The 15,270-nt window shown below is 67.7% G+C and carries 17 protein-coding genes; 13 read left to right on the top strand and 4 right to left on the bottom strand.

Annotation, left to right across the window (positions count from 1 at the left end; genetic code table 11):
• Positions 1–24 precede the first annotated feature (24 nt).
• The 9 genes from BLU54_RS09595 (at position 25) to BLU54_RS09555 (ending at position 8,141) form a co-directional block, all read left to right on the top strand.
• Positions 25–1,161, top strand: coding sequence for an MlaE family ABC transporter permease (locus BLU54_RS09595; protein ID WP_407919409.1), 1,137 nt, complete (start codon positions 25–27; stop codon positions 1,159–1,161).
• Positions 1,158–2,072: an ABC transporter ATP-binding protein gene (locus tag BLU54_RS09590; protein ID WP_091907496.1), complete on the top strand. Its 915-nt coding sequence runs from the start codon at positions 1,158–1,160 to the stop codon at positions 2,070–2,072. Before BLU54_RS09595 ends, BLU54_RS09590 begins: the two co-directional genes overlap by 4 nt.
• Positions 2,073–2,077: 5 nt before the next feature.
• The gene (locus BLU54_RS09585) at positions 2,078–3,037 is read left to right on the top strand and encodes an MlaD family protein (RefSeq protein WP_091907494.1); all 960 of its coding nucleotides are present in this window, start codon (positions 2,078–2,080) and stop codon (positions 3,035–3,037) included.
• 331 nt (positions 3,038–3,368) lie between these two features.
• Positions 3,369–4,013 carry an ABC-type transport auxiliary lipoprotein family protein gene (locus BLU54_RS09580; protein ID WP_091907492.1) on the top strand — a complete coding sequence of 215 codons (645 nt, stop codon included), beginning with the start codon at positions 3,369–3,371 and terminating at the stop codon, positions 4,011–4,013.
• Positions 4,010–5,182: a VanZ family protein gene (locus tag BLU54_RS09575; protein WP_235837877.1), complete on the top strand. Its 1,173-nt coding sequence runs from the start codon at positions 4,010–4,012 to the stop codon at positions 5,180–5,182. The genes BLU54_RS09580 and BLU54_RS09575 overlap by 4 nt, the downstream gene beginning before the upstream one ends.
• 114 nt (positions 5,183–5,296) lie before the next feature.
• Positions 5,297–5,635: a (2Fe-2S) ferredoxin domain-containing protein gene (locus tag BLU54_RS09570; RefSeq protein WP_091907488.1), complete on the top strand. Its 339-nt coding sequence runs from the start codon at positions 5,297–5,299 to the stop codon at positions 5,633–5,635.
• A complete protein-coding gene (locus BLU54_RS09565; protein ID WP_091907486.1) occupies positions 5,635–6,306 on the top strand; it encodes an alpha/beta hydrolase in 672 nt (223 codons plus the stop codon). The genes BLU54_RS09570 and BLU54_RS09565 overlap by 1 nt, the downstream gene beginning before the upstream one ends.
• A 322-nt stretch (positions 6,307–6,628) precedes the next feature.
• On the top strand, positions 6,629–7,813 hold the full coding sequence (locus BLU54_RS09560; protein ID WP_091907484.1) for a D-alanyl-D-alanine carboxypeptidase family protein: 1,185 nt from the start codon (positions 6,629–6,631) through the stop codon (positions 7,811–7,813).
• A gap of 52 nt (positions 7,814–7,865) precedes the next feature.
• The gene (locus BLU54_RS09555) at positions 7,866–8,141 is read left to right on the top strand and encodes a YbeD family protein (protein ID WP_091907482.1); all 276 of its coding nucleotides are present in this window, start codon (positions 7,866–7,868) and stop codon (positions 8,139–8,141) included.
• A gap of 370 nt (positions 8,142–8,511) precedes the next feature.
• Here the strand turns inward: BLU54_RS09555 and gcvA are convergent, their stop codons facing one another.
• On the bottom strand, positions 8,512–9,468 hold the full coding sequence (gene gcvA / locus BLU54_RS09550; RefSeq protein ID WP_091907480.1) for a transcriptional regulator GcvA: 957 nt from the start codon (positions 9,466–9,468) through the stop codon (positions 8,512–8,514).
• Positions 9,469–9,563: 95 nt separating this feature from the next.
• Here gcvA and BLU54_RS09545 point away from each other — a divergent pair, with 95 nt between their 5' ends.
• The 4 genes from BLU54_RS09545 (at position 9,564) to BLU54_RS09530 (ending at position 12,770) form a co-directional block, all read left to right on the top strand.
• Entirely contained in the window at positions 9,564–9,923 is a 360-nt protein-coding gene (locus BLU54_RS09545; RefSeq protein WP_091907991.1) for a DUF2917 domain-containing protein, read from the top strand.
• Positions 9,924–10,046: 123 nt separating this feature from the next.
• Complete coding sequence (gene lipB, locus BLU54_RS09540; protein ID WP_091907478.1) at positions 10,047–10,835, top strand: lipoyl(octanoyl) transferase LipB; 789 nt, start codon at positions 10,047–10,049, stop codon at positions 10,833–10,835.
• Positions 10,832–11,812, top strand: coding sequence for a lipoyl synthase (lipA, locus tag BLU54_RS09535; protein WP_091907476.1), 981 nt, complete (start codon positions 10,832–10,834; stop codon positions 11,810–11,812). Before lipB ends, lipA begins: the two co-directional genes overlap by 4 nt.
• A gap of 331 nt (positions 11,813–12,143) precedes the next feature.
• Positions 12,144–12,770: a trimeric intracellular cation channel family protein gene (locus BLU54_RS09530; RefSeq protein ID WP_091907474.1), complete on the top strand. Its 627-nt coding sequence runs from the start codon at positions 12,144–12,146 to the stop codon at positions 12,768–12,770.
• A gap of 194 nt (positions 12,771–12,964) precedes the next feature.
• Here BLU54_RS09530 and BLU54_RS09525 read toward each other — a convergent pair whose 3' ends face one another.
• The 3 genes from BLU54_RS09525 to BLU54_RS09515 form a co-directional block, all read right to left on the bottom strand.
• A complete protein-coding gene (locus BLU54_RS09525; RefSeq protein WP_091907472.1) occupies positions 12,965–13,609 on the bottom strand; it encodes a GNAT family N-acetyltransferase in 645 nt (214 codons plus the stop codon).
• Between the two features lie 96 nt (positions 13,610–13,705).
• Positions 13,706–14,356: a TetR/AcrR family transcriptional regulator gene (locus BLU54_RS09520; protein ID WP_091907471.1), complete on the bottom strand. Its 651-nt coding sequence runs from the start codon at positions 14,354–14,356 to the stop codon at positions 13,706–13,708.
• 54 nt (positions 14,357–14,410) lie between these two features.
• Entirely contained in the window at positions 14,411–15,163 is a 753-nt protein-coding gene (locus BLU54_RS09515) for a DUF1835 domain-containing protein (RefSeq protein ID WP_091907469.1), read from the bottom strand.
• Positions 15,164–15,270 lie beyond the last annotated feature (107 nt).

Below are 15,270 nucleotides of genomic sequence, written 5' to 3'. Positions count from 1 at the left end.
GACAGCGGCCGGATGGGTTGAGGAGTGACAGCTAGCGCAGACCAGCAGGCGGATTTTCCCGATGTGGTGCTCGAGGGCGAGGCGCAAGGCGTGGCACGCCTGCTTGGTTCGTGGACCGCGCTGGGCCTGGCGCGCGATCCACGCGACGCGCGCCGGCTGCTGCGCCAGATCCGCGCCAGCGGCATCGCCGACTGGCGGCTCGATTCGCTGACCGGCCTGGACCATGTCGGCGCGCAGGCACTGTGGCGTGCATGGGGGCGCAGCCTGCCGACGGCGATCGTGATGAGCGACACGCAGCGGGAGATTTTCGAACGAATCGCGGCGCTCGATCACCAGTCGGCGCCCTGGACGCCGCCGCGCCGCCCGGATCCGATCACCGCGCTCGGGCTGGCGTTGTTCGTGTTCGTCGCCAATCTGCGCGACGGCATCGTGCTGCTTGGCGGTTTCGTGATCGATGTCGCCGCGGTGATCCGGCGTCCCCGGCAGATGCCCTGGCGCGAGCTGTCCGCCTATGTCTATGCGGCCGGCGCGCGCGCGCTCGGCATCACCGCGCTGGTCGGCTTCCTGCTCGGCATCGTGCTCGGCTACCTGTCCGCGCAGCAGTTGCAGACCTTCGGCGCGAGTGCCTTCATCGTCAACATCCTGGGTCTGTCGATCGTGCGCGAGCTCGGCCCGGTGATCGCGGCGATCCTGGTCGCGGGCCGCTCCGGGTCGGCAATTACCGCGCAACTCGGCGTGATGCGGCTCACCGAGGAGCTGGACGCAATGCGCGTGATGGGCATCTCGACCGGACGTCGGCTGATCCTGCCGCGCGTGCTGGCACTTGCCATCGCGATGCCGCTGCTGGTGATGTGGACCGACATCGTTGCGCTGATCGGTGGCATGGTCGCATCGCAACTGGTGCTCGGCATCGATTTCCATTTCTTCGTGTCCGCGTTGCAGCGGGCGGTGCCAATCGCCAATCTCTACATCGGCCTGGGCAAGGGGCTGGTGTTCGGCGTGTTGATCGCGCTGGTCGGCTGCCACTTCGGTCTGCGCATCAAGCCGAATTCGCAAAGCCTCGGCGACGGCACGACGGTATCGGTGGTGACGTCGATCACCACGGTGATCATTGCCGATGCGGTGTTCGCGATCCTGTTCTCCAAGGTGGGCTTGCGATGAAAGCGTACAGCGGCGAGTACGGCGATTTCACCGCGGCGGTGCGGCGGCACGCTGCGCCAGTGGTGGGCGCGCCGGTGATCGAAATCCAGGGCCTGCGCAAGCAGTACGGCGACACGGTGATCCACGACAATCTCGATCTGACCGTGCGGCGCGGCGAGGTATTGGGCCTGGTCGGTGGCTCCGGATCGGGCAAGACCACGCTGGTGCGCCAGATCCTTGCGCTGGAGGCGCCCACCGCTGGCACGATCCGCGTGTTCGGCGAGGCCCTTGGTCATCGCTCGGCCCGCCTGGAGCGCCGCCTGCGCAACCGCATCGGCATGCTGTTCCAGCACGGCGCGCTGTTTTCGTCGCTGTCGGTGTACGACAACATCGCGCAGCCGGTGCGCGAGTTCGGCCGGGTGCCGGACGACCTGATGACCGACATCGTGCGGCTCAAGCTGGAGATGGTCGGTCTGACGATGGCCGACGCGGCGAAGATGCCCGCCGACCTGTCGGGCGGGATGGTGAAGCGCGTCGGTATTGCGCGCGCCATCGTGCTCGAACCTGAACTGCTGTTCCTCGACGAGCCCACGGCGGGGCTGGACCCGGCCGCCTCCGAGGCGTTCGTCGACCTGATCGGCACGCTGCATCGCGCGCTCGGCCTGACGGTGGTGATGGTGACCCACGATCTCGACACGCTTGTCGCGTTGGCGAACCGCGTCGCGGTGCTGGCCAACAAGCGCGTGCTGGGCGTCGGCAGCGTCGAAACGGTCGCCGCGCTCGACGACCCCTTCGTCAACGAATACTTCCTCGGCGAGCGCGGCCTGCGTGCGCTCGGCGGCCTGCCGCCAGAGCGGCTTGCCGCGGCGCCGGAGCGCGTGCGTGCCGCGCTGGCTGGCAGCCACGCCGGGGCTTTCCGGAGCGAGAACTGAAACACATGGAAAACAAGTCGCATGCTTTCGTCGCCGGATTGTTCACCTTGCTGCTCGGCGCAGCGATCATTCTCACCATCGTCTGGCTGAAGCGCGACACGGTGGAGCGGGTGCCGTACGAAGTCGTCACCCGGGGCAGCGTCACCGGTTTGTCGCCGAACGCGCTGGTGCGGCTGCGCGGCCTGCCGGTCGGCCGGGTCGAGAAGATCGACTTCGACCCGCGGGTGCCGGGGCAGATCGTGATTCGCATCGCCGTCGATCGCCGTGCGCCGGTGACGGCATCGACCGTGGCGAGTCTCGGCTATCAGGGCGTGACCGGCCTCGCCTACATGCAACTCGACGACAACGGACATGACAGCCGGCCGCTGGTTGCGCCGCCCGGGCAGATCGCGCGGCTGCCGATGCGGCCGAGCCTGCTCGGCGATCTGCAGAAGCGTGGCGAGGCATTGCTGGCGCAGTCGGAAAAGCTGCTGACCAACCTGCAGGCGCTGTCCGACCAGGAAACGCGTCAGCGCATGCTCGATACCGCGGCCAGCATCCAGCATGCGGCCGACCGTTTCGGCGCGCTCGCCGAACAGTTGCGTCCGGTCGTGGGCCAGTTGCCGGAAACGGTGTCGCAATTGAACCAGACGCTCGCCTCGACCCGCGCGCTGACCGCGACGCTGAACCGCTCGGACGGCCCCCTGTTCACCAACCTGAACCGTGCGGGGCTGGCCGCTGAACGCGCAAGCGTTTCGTTGCAGAATCTCGATCGGACGGTGGCCGAGTTGTCCGGGCGCGTCGGTTATGACACGCTGCCGAGATTGAACAGCCTGTCCGACGACGTGCGCGCCGCCACCCGCAGTGTCACGCGCGCGGCTGACCTGGTCGGCGGCAACCCGCGCACCTTGTTGTTCGGCGCGCCGCCGGCGTCGCCGGGACCGGGCGAGCCTGGTTTCCATTGGCCGGCCGAGGCGGGCCAATGACAGCGCGGCAGGTGACGAGGCTGATGACGAAGCAGGCGACATGGCGGGCAACATGGCAGGCAAGCAGACTCAGCGCGGTGTCGCGTGTCGCCGCCCATGCCGCCTCTGCCGCCTTCGCCGCCTTTGCCGCCTTTGCCGCCTCTGCCGCCTCTGCCGCCTCTGCCGGCCCTCATGTCGGTTCGAACGCGCGTTCGGGGCTAGCGGTCGAGCGCCGTAGCTTCGGACGCTTCCATTCATTCGGTCCCGGCAATCGCGCGGACGCTGCCGGGGCGGCCGCGGCACGCGTCCCGTCCGTGCCGCCCCGATCGCCCGCAGTGCAGGAGAAAAACGCATGACCCCATCCGTAACGCGCCGCTTCGCCGCCGCGCTGGCGACCGTATTGGGCGCCTGTACGCTGTTGGGCGCCTGCGCGGCGCCGGCACAGAAAGCGGTGATTCGGGCGCAGCGGTTCGACCTCGGCCCGTTGCCGTCGGCGGCGCTCGCCCCGGCCGCCGGTACGCCGTCGGCCGCCCCGCTGCCGGTGCTCAAGATCGCGACGGTCGATGCGCCGGCGGACCTGTCCTCGGACCAGATCCGCTATCGGCTCCGCTACGCAGGCGAGCGCGAGGCCAACCTGTACACCACCAGCCGCTGGACCATGACGCCGGCCCAGATGCTGACGCAGCGGCTGCGCGATTCGCTGGCGACTCGCTACACGGTGCTGGGCGGCGGCGAACCGGTGAAGGCGCCCCTGCTCGCGGTGCAACTGGTGGAATTCGCGCAATGGTTCGACGCACCCCGCGAAAGCCGTGGCGTCGTCGTGCTGCGCGTGTCGCTGATCAGCGATGGTCAGGTGAGGGCACAGCGCACGTTCCAGCGTAGCGAACCGTCGCGCAGCGCCGACGCGGCAGGCGGCGTTGACGCGCTTGCGCGCGCCACCGACGCCTCCTGCCAGGACATCGCGGCCTGGCTTGGCCAAGTGCGGCCGGCATCGTGAGGCTCCGGTCCGCGTTGCCGGACTGGCAGCGGCGTGCTTCGCCGCTGGCGCGGCAGGCGCTCGCCGTCTATGCGGCGCTCGTGCTGTACGGCAGCCTGTATCCGTTCCGGGGCTGGCGCTCGGTCGGTTTCGGCCCGTTTGACTACCTCGCCGCGCCGCTGCCCCATTACTGGACGACCTTCGACGTCGTCATCAACGTCCTCGGCTACATGCCGCTCGGCGCACTGCTGGTCTGGTCGTTCTATCCGCGCCTGCGCAACGTCCGGGCCGTGCTGCTGGCCGCGCTCGCCGGCGGGGCCCTGTCGTTCTGCATCGAGGCGGTGCAGACCTATTTGCCGACCCGGGTCGCATCGAACCTCGACCTCGCCAGCAATGCGCTCGGGGCGCTGCTCGGCGGCGCCGTCGGGGTGCCGCTGTGCGGGCCCTTGCTGGACCGCGGCTACCTGCGCCGCCTGCGCTTTCACTGGTTCGAACGGCATACCAGCTCGGCGCTGACGCTGCTCGGCCTGTGGCCGATTGCGCAGACGTTCCCGCAGCCGTTCCTGTTCGGCACCGGGGACTGGCCGCGCGCGCTGTGGCGCAGCGCCGACGCGGCCATCACGGATCGCGTGCTGGGTCTGTCGCCCTGGCTGGCCGAAGCGCCGGCGCGGCTGGCCGGCCTGCTCGATTCGCCGACTTGGGAGGCCGTGATCGCGGCCAGCAACGTGCTGGCGTTCGGCCTGTTCGCATCGCTGACACTGCGCCCGGGCGCGCCGCGGCTGCGCCTGATCTATGGGCTCCTGCTGCTGACGCTGGTGGTCAAGGCGGCGCTGGACGACGTGCACTCGCTGGGCGGCGCACTGGACTGGCTGACGCCGGGCGCCCGGCTCGGCCTGCTGGCCGCCGTGCTGTTGCTGCCATTGGCACTGCGCCTGCCGTTCGGCGGCCGCGCGATGCTCGCGTTCGTGCTGCTGCTCGTCGCGGTGGTCCTGGTCAATGTGCTGCCGCTCAACCCTTACTTCGACGTGATCCTCGCCGGCTGGCGCGCCGGACAATATCGGCACCTGAATTTTCTGGCGCAGTGCCTGGCGCGTGTCTGGCCGTTCTGCGCGCTGGCCTGGCTGCTCGTCTCGGCGGAGCAGGGCTGGCTGGCGCGTCGCGCGCGCCGCCGTGCCGGCACCTACTCCTAGGCCGCCGGGCGACCGCACCCCGGTGGTTTTGCCGACCGACGTCGCGCGGCGCCGGCCGCCGCGTCGTTTCGAGGCGCTCGCTATAATTTCCGTTCGACCGCCACCGGGACCGTCATGGCCTCCTTCTACAAGCACCACGTCTTCTTCTGCCTGAATCAGCGCGATCCGGACGCCTCCCGCCCGAGCTGCGGCAATTGCGATGCGCAGCGCATGCAGAAGCATGCGAAGAAGCGCGTCAAGGCGCTGGGTCTGGCCGGCGAGGGCAAGGTCCGGATCAACCAGGCCGGCTGCCTCGACCGCTGCGAACAGGGGCCAGTGCTGGTGGTCTATCCGGAAGGCACCTGGTACACCTACCTCGACGAGACCGACATCGACGAGATTGTCGACTCCCATCTGCAACACGGCCGCATCGTCGAGCGCCTGCTGGTGGATCGCCCGGGAGCGCCGGTCTGATGAATGCCCGCGCGCAGCGTTATACGATCGACGGCCCGGCCGGCAAGCTCGAGATTGCCCTCGAAATGCCGGACCCGAGTCGCCGCGGCGCGGGCGAGTCGGCCGAAGCGTCGCCGGCAGGGCCGGTCGGCCTGGCTTTCGTCGCCCATCCGCACCCGTTGTTCCACGGCACGATGGACAACAAGGTCGCGCAGACGCTGGCGCGCACCTTCGCGCAACTGGGTTATGTCGCCGCGCGGCTCAATTTTCGCGGCGTCGGCGAAAGCGAGGGCGAGCACGACCGGGGACATGGCGAGCAGGACGATCTGCTTGCCCTGATCGAGCATGTGCGCGCGATGCCCGGCCATCGTGACCTGCCGTTCGCACTGGCCGGCTTCTCGTTCGGGGCGTTCGTGGCGAGCAGCGTCGGTGCGACGCTCCGCGCACGCGACGACGCGGCGCAGCGCATGGTGCTGGTCGGCACGCCGGCCGGACGCTGGCAGGTGCCTGACGTGCCCGCCGACACGCTTGTGATCCACGGCGAGCAAGACGAGACGATTCCGCTCACCGATGTGTTCGACTGGGCGCGCCCGCAGGAACTCCCGGTCGTGGTGATCCCGGGCGGCGAGCATTTCTTCCATGGCAAGCTACACATACTGAAACAGGTGATCGTCGAGGACTGGCGCGTATAATCGTCTCGATCGTGCGGTCGGGAGAACGCCGGCGTGCGTTGCGCGTCCGTTCTGCCAGGCCGGTCCAGGGTCCGTGTACCCCTGGGCGGGCTACCGCGTTGCCAGGGCGTGCGCTGATCCGGCGCCGCTCGACGCTTTGCAATGACGTTGCGCTGCGCCGTGTTCGTTCGTGCTCATGCCGCGGCAGTGCTGCGGTTGCGCTGTGATCGCGTGTCGTGATCGTTTGGCGTGATCGTTGTTCGCCGCTGTCACCCGGCTCTGGCCCGCCGTTCGGACCGCCGCCCGCTTCGTCGCTCTTTCCGCTGTTCAGCCGATTCCATCTATGCCTTTTCCCGTCTCCGTTCAGCGCGTCGCCGCCGCAGCGACGCTGGCCTCGTCTTTGTTCGTCGTGCCCGCCGCGCGCGCCCAGGTGCCGCCGCCTCCGGTCACCGCGCAGGCCTGGCTCCTGGTCGATGCTTCCGCGAACCAGGTGCTCGCCTCCTACAACGCTGACCAGCGGGTCGAACCGGCTTCGCTGACGAAGCTGATGACGACCTATCTGGTCTTCGACGCGCTGCGGGCCAAGAAGATCACGCTCGACCAGATCATCACGCCGACGGAATCGGTCCGGCGGGTGGGGCGCGACGAGTCGCGCATGTTCATCGAACCCAACAAGCCGGTCTCGGTGCATGATCTGTTGCACGGCATGGTCACCCAGTCCGGCAACGACGCGGCGATCGCGCTGGCCGAGCTGCTGGGCGGCAGCGAATCCGGCTTCGTGACGATGATGAATGCCAAGGCCAAGCAACTGGGCATGACGCGTACCCAGTTCGCCGACGTCAACGGCATGCCCGACCCGAATCACTACACGACGGCGGGCGATCTCGCGACGCTGTCGACGCACCTGATCCGTGACTTCCCGGACTACTACCCGATCTTCTCGGAGCGGGAGTTCAAGTACAACAACATCCGCCAGCCAAACCGCAACCGGCTGCTGTGGCTGGATCCGACCGTCGATGGCCTGAAGACCGGCCACACGCGCGCGGCCGGCTATTGCCTGATCGCGACTGCGAAGCGGCCGTTGCTCAACGTGCCCGGCGCAAGCCGGCGCCTGGTGGTGGTCATGATGGGCGAGCCGAAGGAGTCGGCTCGCGTGCAGGACAGCCTGAAGATGTTGAATTACGGCTATCAGGCCTTCGATTCGCTGCGTCTGTATCAGGCGAATCAGGCGATCGAGACGCCGAAGGTCTACAAGGGCAAGGCAGATACGGTCAAGATCGGTGTGCTGAGCGACCAGTACCTGACCGTGCCGAAGGGCATGGGCGAGAAGGTCAAGCCGGTCCTGGTGCGCACCGACCCGTTGATCGCGCCGCTGAAGAAGGGCCAGCAGGTCGGCGTCGTGAAGGTGATGGGCGACGACAAGGAGTTGGCGCAGTTCCCGGTGGTCGCGCTGGAAGAGGTGCCGGAAGCCGGCATCGTCGGCCGGCTGTGGGATTCGCTGATGCTGATGTTCCAGAAGAAGAAGTAAGCATCTGGAGATGCCTGGCCGGCGTCCGCGCCGGCCCTCGCTGGAGACTGTGATGACGACTGCCAACGACAAAGACGAAATCTTCGCGTTTCCCTGCGACTTCCCGATCAAGGTGATGGGCCGCAGCACGCCCGAATTCACCCGGGAAATCGGCGCGCTCGTCGCCGAACGCGATCCGGCCTTCAAGCCGGAAACCATCGAGGTGCGTGCCTCGAGCAGCGGCAACTACACGGGCCTGACCGTCGTCGTGCACGCGCAAAGCCGTGCCCACCTCGACGACATCTACCGCGCGCTGACCGCGCATCCGGACGCGAAATACGTGCTCTGAGCGGCGGCCCGATACGCCGTCGCAGCCGGCCCCGTAGCGGATTCCAGGGCGGCTGCGACAGCATGCGGTGTCGGGCCAATGACGCAGGCGATTCGCTTGCCGGCGTCCGAAAACAAGCGCTGGACTTGGCCGGCGACATGACCGGTCCAGGGCCGTTTATCTGACCGAAGGGCACCGCCTTCGACAGGGCGGCTGCCGCGGCCGCCCGGGGCCTTGACTGTCCTGGCAGCCCCGACGCCCGCATCGTCGCGCGACCCGTGGCCGCGTCGCGCCTCGCGAGTCGCTGGCGGTGCCGCCGTCGGACCGGGCTGAACCCGGGCGGACCGGTTCGCTCCACGCCGATACGCAACGCCGCCGTCGGTGTTGCGGCCTAAGGCGCGGCCCGTCGGTCCCCGCCCGCTTGCGCCGCCGACAAGCGAATCCTCTGCTGTTCCGCCTGGAAGGCCGCCATGGTCTCGAGCAACCACGCGCGGAACAACTGCACACGCGGCAGTGCGAGCCGCGAAGGCGTGCAGACGAAGAACAGCGCAAAGGAAGCCGGTACTTCGATGTCGAACAGCTTGACCAACCGGCCCTCGGCAATGTCGGCCAGCGCAATGGTGTGCCGCACCAGCGCGACGCCGTGGCCGGCAATCGCGGCATCGAGCAGATAGGTCGAATCGAAGTAGCGCGAGCCACGCGTCGGCTCGGCGACCTCGTGCAGTCCGGCGCGGTCCAGCCATGCGCGCCAGCTCTCGTCGCGCGACGAATGCAGCAATGGCGATTCGATCAATTCACGTGGGGTGGCGGGCAGGATGCCGTCGTTGAAGTTAGGGCTGCACGCAGCGAAGTAGTACTCGTCCATCAGCTTCTCGACGTGCAAGCCGGGGTAGTGCCCCGAGCCATGCCGAATCGCGACGTCGACGCCTTCGCGCTGCAGGTCGACCAGTTCCGTCGACGCGCGCAGTTCGAGATCGATGTCCGGATGTGCCTCGATGAAGCTGCCGATGCGCGGCATCAACCAGCGTGCCGCGAAGGAGGGCAGGGTACTGATCACCAGCCGTCGTTCGCGTCCTTGCTCGGCGACTTCATCGCTCGCGTCGGCCAACTGTTGCAGCGCGGCTGCGATTTTCCGCGCGTAACGCTGGCCCGCCTCCGTATTGGTCACGCGCTTGCCTTTGCGCACGAAAAGGCTGACGCCGAGTTGCGCCTCGAGTGCCCGAACCTGTTGGCTGACCGCCCCATGCGTGACGAACAGTTCCTCCGCCGCGCCGGTGAAGCTCTGCAGGCGGCTGGCCGCCTCGAACGCGCGCAGTGTTGCCATCGGCGGCAGGTCGCGAATTTTCATTGTTAGCCGGTCTATCAAGAACCGTGAAAAAGTATCGTTTTTCAGGCGTCGATGCCGTACCTATCATGGAGCCATGGCTGACAGGGGAAGGCATCATGAGAGCACAGGTTACAAGAACGGATCTGACGTTGGAAGCAGGCGAGCAGTGTGGCTGGCGGTTGCGTTGGGGCGGCTCGCTGCGGCTCGACGGCCCAGCTGACGCCAGGCTCTGGTTGACGCGAGACGGCGACCCCCGCGACTATTGGCTGGGTGCCGGCGAAACCGTTACGCTACGGCGCGGCGAACGGGTGTGGCTCGGCAACGAGTCGACCAGGGCGCTTGCAGTGGCGGTCCGGACCAGCCACACGGCGGCCTTGCCCTGGGCCGATGCGCGTCCAGCCTGGCACAGGGAGGGCGCACGCCTGCTCGCCCGCTGGATGCCTGCGCTGGGGGGCGCGCAGCGCGGCAATTGCTGAGCGTCCGGGCGGCCCGCCCGCTACCGGGTGAGGCGCGCTGAACAATCGGCCGGTGACTTCGAGCGATGACGCGGCGCCGATGAGGCGGACCAGCCCGCGCGCGCATTTGCTACACTGCCGCGCATGCCTGCGCTTCCCGCCTCTCCCTCTCCCGTTCCGCTGCCCGCCAGCGTGGCGGCCCCGCCGCATGCCGACAAGGCGCCGCCGCTCACGGTGAAGACGCTCGGCCGCCGACCGTATCTCGAAACGTTCGACGCGATGCGTGCGTTCACCGATGCGCGCAACCATGACACGCCGGACGCGCTGTGGCTGGTCGAGCATCCGCCGGTGTTCACGCTGGGCCAAGCCGGCAATCCGGCGCACCTGCTTTCCGCGGGCCGCGGCATCGAACTGGTGCGCGTCGATCGCGGCGGGCAGATCACCTACCACGGCCCGGGCCAGATCGTCTGCTATCTGCTGCTGGACCTGCGGCGGCGCGGATTGATGGTGCGCGAACTCGTGACGCTGATCGAGGCGGCGGCGATCGAGACGCTCGCGGCGTATAATCTGCCGGGTGTGAGAAAGGCCGGCGCGCCCGGCATTTACATCGCGGATGGCCATGCAGGCGCGGGCGCCAAGATTGCCGCCCTGGGCCTGAAAATCCGCAACGGTTGCAGCTATCACGGCGTGAGCCTGAACGTGGACATGGACCTCCGGCCGTTCGACGACATCAATCCCTGCGGTTATCAGGGCTTGCAGACGATCGACATGGCGACGCTGGGCGTGCGGGCCGACTGGCAGGCGGTGGCCGACACGCTGATCGCCCGGCTGCGCGGCGCGCTCGACGCGCATGTCCGCCAGCGCGCCACCGTGACTCCCTCTCCGGCGCCGGCTTCGACCGACGCTGCCGCGCCACTGGATACAAGCCAATGAGCATTGTCGAAACCGGCGTCAAGTCCGACGCCGCGACCTACGATCCGACGCTGAAGCAGAAGGCACAGGCCAAGACTGCCCGGATTCCGATCAAGATCGTACCGATCGAACGCCTGAAGAAGCCGGACTGGATCCGCGTCAAGGCGGCGAGCAACAGCTCGCGCTTCACCGAGATCAAGCAGATCCTGCGCGAGCACCAGTTGCATACGGTGTGCGAGGAAGCCAGCTGCCCGAACATCGGCGAGTGCTTCGGCAAGGGCACCGCGACGTTCATGATCATGGGTGACAAGTGCACCCGCCGCTGCCCGTTCTGCGATGTCGGACACGGCCGTCCGGACCCGCTCGACGTCAACGAGCCCGAGAATCTGGCCCGTACGATTGCCGCGCTGAAACTGAAGTACGTGGTGATCACCAGCGTCGACCGCGACGATCTGAAGGATGGCGGCGCCGCGCACTTTGTCGCCTGCATCGAGCGCGTGCGCGCGCTGTCGCCGCAGACGCGCATCGAGATCCTGACGCCGGACTTCCGCGGCCGGCTGGATCGTGCGATCGGCATCCTGACCGCCGCGCCACCGGACGTGATGAATCACAATCTGGAAACGGTGCCGCGCTTGTATCGCGAAGCGCGCCCGGGTTCGGACTACGCGCATTCGCTGCGCTTGTTGAAGGACTTCAAGGCCCTCCACCCGGACGTCGCGACCAAATCGGGGTTGATGGTGGGGCTCGGCGAGACGCCCGAGGAGATCCTGCAGGTGATGCAGGACCTGCGCGACCATGATGTCGACATGCTGACCATCGGCCAGTACCTGCAGCCGTCGGAGCATCACTTGCCGGTGCGCGAGTACGTGACGCCGGAAACGTATGCGCGGTACGAGAAGGCCGCCTACGAAATGGGCTTCACGCATGCGGCGGTCGGCCCGATGGTGCGTTCCAGCTATCACGCCGATCTGCAGGCGCACGGCGCGGGCATCGTCTAAGACGCGCGGTGTCATCGGCACCGACCGTCATTGGCGCGCCTGGTGCCGATGACACGGCGGTGCCGATGACGCCGCGGACGCGGTTAGGATCGCCCATGCCCGCAGCCCGCGGGCACTTGCCTTCGGTGCGCCCGCGCGTCTCCCCGGCTTGGTCGCGCATTGCGCCGACATTCAACGTCCGCGAACGACCGCGAAAGATGGCGCGCCAGCGTCGGCCACGGCCCGCCTCGGCGCGGCATCGCGCCGCAGCGTGACCTGCCACAGCGTTCAACGCGCTTGTGCGGCGCGGCGCGCCGCTTATTCGACCTTGCCCTAATCGGATCCACGCTCGATGCCCGATCTGCTGCACATCGTCTACCTTGTCGCGATTACCGCCGAGGCGATGACCGGTGCAATGTCGGCCGGGCGGCGCCAGATGGATCTCTTCGGGGTGTGCTTCGTCGCGACCGTGACGGCGCTCGGGGGCGGCTCGGTGCGGGACGTCCTGCTCGGCCACTATCCGCTGTCCTGGGTGGCCCATCCTGAATACCTTTGGTACACGGCCGCGGCCGCGCTGGTCACCACGCTGATTGCCCGCGCGCTGCGCTACTTGCGGCTTGTCTTTCTGATGGTCGATGCGCTGGGCCTGGTCGCCTTCACCTTGATCGGCTGCGATGTGGCGTTGCGGTTGGGACACGCGCCGACCATCGTCGTCGTGGCCGGCGTGATCACCGGTGTGTGCGGCGGCATCCTGCGGGACATTTTCTGCGGGGACATCCCGCTGGTCTTCCGCCGCGAGCTGTACGCCAGCGTTTCGGCGCTGGTCGGCGTTGCCTACGTCGCCTTGCAGGCCAGTCCGCTCGCGCACGGCGCGCAGGTCGTCATCTGCCTGATCGGCGGCTTTCTGCTGCGGGCGGCGGCGATTCGTTTCGATTGGAAGGTGCCGCGCTTCGTCTATCACGACGACGGCGGACACTAGCTTCGTTTGACGCGAGGTGACGCGATCGGGCCGGCGAACGTGCGCGCTGCGCCGTCAGTTACTTGCGCTGAGGATCGGCGCCGAGCATTAACGCCGTCGGGCCTGGGGCAAGGCTTCCCGGGGACAAACTGCGCCGTCGTCGCGTGCCGCAACGCCGCCCGCTGCGCGGATTGTGCGTGATTGCCGCTGACCGCTCAGGCAGCGGCCGGACGCGGCAGGATCGAGCCGAGCAGATTGCCGGCCTGGCGCGCATGGCGCTTGATGAAATAGTCGAACAGTGCGGCCTGCTCCTGCCGCATTTCGGTCAGGAAGCTGACCGAATCGGCCGGCGGCAGCGTCAGGTAGGCATCGGCCTCGCCGTATTCGCGATGGATCTTCATGCCGGCCTTGGTCGCGATATGCATCATCGTCGCGTTGCGCGACAGGCAGTGCATGTACAGCGTGGTCACGCCGGTATTGCGCCCGCGCATCGCGGCGCGTTCGAACAGCGCCGAACCGATCCCCTTGCCACGGCCTTCGGCCAGCACCGACACGCCAAATTCAGCGGTGCGCTTTTCGCCGTCCGTGTTCAGGTAGCCAAGGTGGCCGACCCCGATCAGCTGTAGTGCGTCGCCGTACACGCCAAAGACGGTGTCGCGTTCGAAGTCGATACCTGCCACGTAGGCTTCGATCACCGCATCCGATGCCGTCTGACCGAAGCGCAACAGGCGGTCGTCGTTGGCGAGCGCCAGGAAATGGGTCCGCAGTGCATCGCGGTCCGCCGACGACAGCTCGCGCACCAATACCTGGCCATCGGCATGGCCGTGTGCCGTCATCAGTTTGCGGTCGTCGAGCGTCATGGTCCGTCTCCAGGGGAATGCCGGTCCCGCTTGACGCAAGGATCGGCAACACCGTTGAATTTTAACGGAAAACGGTTTTCGCCGCTAGGGAAAACCCTAGGGCTGCGCCGGGGTCGTCGGTGTACTGGCGTCCAGACTGTCGCGTGCTTGCGACACCAGGCCGTGGTCGAGCAGCGCCACCACATGATCCGCGAAGTCGCCGTACCCCAACGGGCCGTCCGGCTTCAGCCAGGTGAACGTCCAGTTGATCATGCCGAACACCATCATGGTCAGCGGCGTGCGGTTGGCCGCGGTAACGTGGTTCGGGTAGGCCCGCGCCAGTTGCCGCGAAAACGCCGCAACGACATCGCGCTGGCGGTTCAGGATCTTGTCGCGCTGTTCGTCGAGCAGGTACTTGACGTCGTTCAGCAATGACACGTGGCGCGACTGCGACGTCTCATATTCTCGCAGGAAGGCGCGGACCAGTTCCGCGAACACCTCGCGCTCGCCCAGGTTGCGCCGCTGACCGAGGGCTTCCACTTCCGCGATGATCAGCATCAGTCGCAGCGTGTAGCGGTCGAGCAGGTCGAACAGGATCGCGTCCTTGCTTGCGTAGTAATGGTAGAGCCGGGCCTTCGAGGTGCCGCTGGCGGCCGCGAGGTCGGACATCGACGTGCTCGCATAGCTGCGTTCGGCGAACTTCGCCGCCGCGAGGTCGAGAATCTGCTCGCGCTGGAGGTCGTGATCGGGTGCTTTCTTGCGTGCCATTCGGTCAGGGTCGGGGTAGAGCGCAGCGCCGACGTGCGCGGCACGCGCGGCGGATCAGCCCGGTGGCAGCCGCACGGCGCTGCCGTCCGGCGCAACGCTGGCCTGGCCGTTCTGCGCCAGCGCGCGGCAGCGCCACGCAACGAGCAGATCCCACGCCGGCAAATCCGCGTGCGCGCCATCGACCGCGCCGGCGATGTCGGTGCAACTGCGCCAGTCGTCGGTCAGCTTCTGCACGATCAACGAATCGAGTTCGCCAAAGTTTTCGGCCTCGAAGTGGTTGTCGCGCAGACGTCGCACGTCGCAGTCCACTTGCTTGAGTGCCTGCCACTCCAGGGCCAGCCTGCCGCCGCGCAGCAGCGACACGGGCGACACGCTGGCGAACAGCGCCGCGATGGTGGCCAGCGAGCAAGTGGCGAGGCAGGCGTCGGCGCCGGGTTCGGCGGCTGGCACGACCACCTCGTTCAGGCGATGCGGTACCCCGCGAAGATGAAAGGCCACGCGGCGTAGCAGCAGTTGGTCGCTGACGTTCGGGCCGTGCCACACGACGATCTCGCCTTCCTCGCCCACCAGCTGCCGTAGCGAGTCGGTCGCGGCGCTGAGGTCCTGCGCGACAGTGTCGAAGCGCTCGCCGCGCACGCGTTGCCAGAACGCAGCGCGTGGCGCGACCGAGTCGTCGATCGTGCGCAGGGGACCTACCGCCAGATCGTCGCGTGAGACGACGATCCGGTCGTTGCGTGCAGCCACGTCGAGCGCGGCGTGCAACGCACCGGCGGCGGCGTCGCCGTTGACGATGTGAATCATGTTCATAGACAAACGCGCATTGAGCCGTTGGGGACTCGCCAGTCGGACGGCGACTGAAGGTCGGCAACAGCGCGTAGTCTATACGTGTTTCGCCTGACGCCACCCTGCGCCGA

Source organism: Chitinasiproducens palmae (assembly GCF_900095735.1).
Taxonomy (GTDB): domain Bacteria; phylum Pseudomonadota; class Gammaproteobacteria; order Burkholderiales; family Burkholderiaceae; genus Chitinasiproducens; species Chitinasiproducens palmae.
This window is presented reverse-complemented; position numbering and strand designations above follow the sequence as displayed.

Bases quoted from the DNA above. Each gene is read 5' to 3' on its own strand.
- BLU54_RS09590 (WP_091907496.1), top strand. From the start codon at position 1,158: ATGAAAGCGTACAGCGGCGAGTACGGCGATTTCACCGCGGCGGTGCGG.
- BLU54_RS09585 (WP_091907494.1), top strand. From the start codon at position 2,078: ATGGAAAACAAGTCGCATGCTTTCGTCGCCGGATTGTTCACCTTGCTG.
- BLU54_RS09580 (WP_091907492.1), top strand. From the start codon at position 3,369: ATGACCCCATCCGTAACGCGCCGCTTCGCCGCCGCGCTGGCGACCGTA.
- BLU54_RS09570 (WP_091907488.1), top strand. From the start codon at position 5,297: ATGGCCTCCTTCTACAAGCACCACGTCTTCTTCTGCCTGAATCAGCGC.
- BLU54_RS09565 (WP_091907486.1), top strand. From the start codon at position 5,635: ATGAATGCCCGCGCGCAGCGTTATACGATCGACGGCCCGGCCGGCAAG.
- BLU54_RS09560 (WP_091907484.1), top strand. From the start codon at position 6,629: ATGCCTTTTCCCGTCTCCGTTCAGCGCGTCGCCGCCGCAGCGACGCTG.
- BLU54_RS09555 (WP_091907482.1), top strand. From the start codon at position 7,866: ATGACGACTGCCAACGACAAAGACGAAATCTTCGCGTTTCCCTGCGAC.
- gcvA (WP_091907480.1), bottom strand. From the start codon at position 9,468: ATGAAAATTCGCGACCTGCCGCCGATGGCAACACTGCGCGCGTTCGAG.
- BLU54_RS09545 (WP_091907991.1), top strand. From the start codon at position 9,564: ATGAGAGCACAGGTTACAAGAACGGATCTGACGTTGGAAGCAGGCGAG.
- lipB (WP_091907478.1), top strand. From the start codon at position 10,047: ATGCCTGCGCTTCCCGCCTCTCCCTCTCCCGTTCCGCTGCCCGCCAGC.
- lipA (WP_091907476.1), top strand. From the start codon at position 10,832: ATGAGCATTGTCGAAACCGGCGTCAAGTCCGACGCCGCGACCTACGAT.
- BLU54_RS09530 (WP_091907474.1), top strand. From the start codon at position 12,144: ATGCCCGATCTGCTGCACATCGTCTACCTTGTCGCGATTACCGCCGAG.
- BLU54_RS09525 (WP_091907472.1), bottom strand. From the start codon at position 13,609: ATGACGCTCGACGACCGCAAACTGATGACGGCACACGGCCATGCCGAT.
- BLU54_RS09520 (WP_091907471.1), bottom strand. From the start codon at position 14,356: ATGGCACGCAAGAAAGCACCCGATCACGACCTCCAGCGCGAGCAGATT.
- BLU54_RS09515 (WP_091907469.1), bottom strand. From the start codon at position 15,163: ATGAACATGATTCACATCGTCAACGGCGACGCCGCCGCCGGTGCGTTG.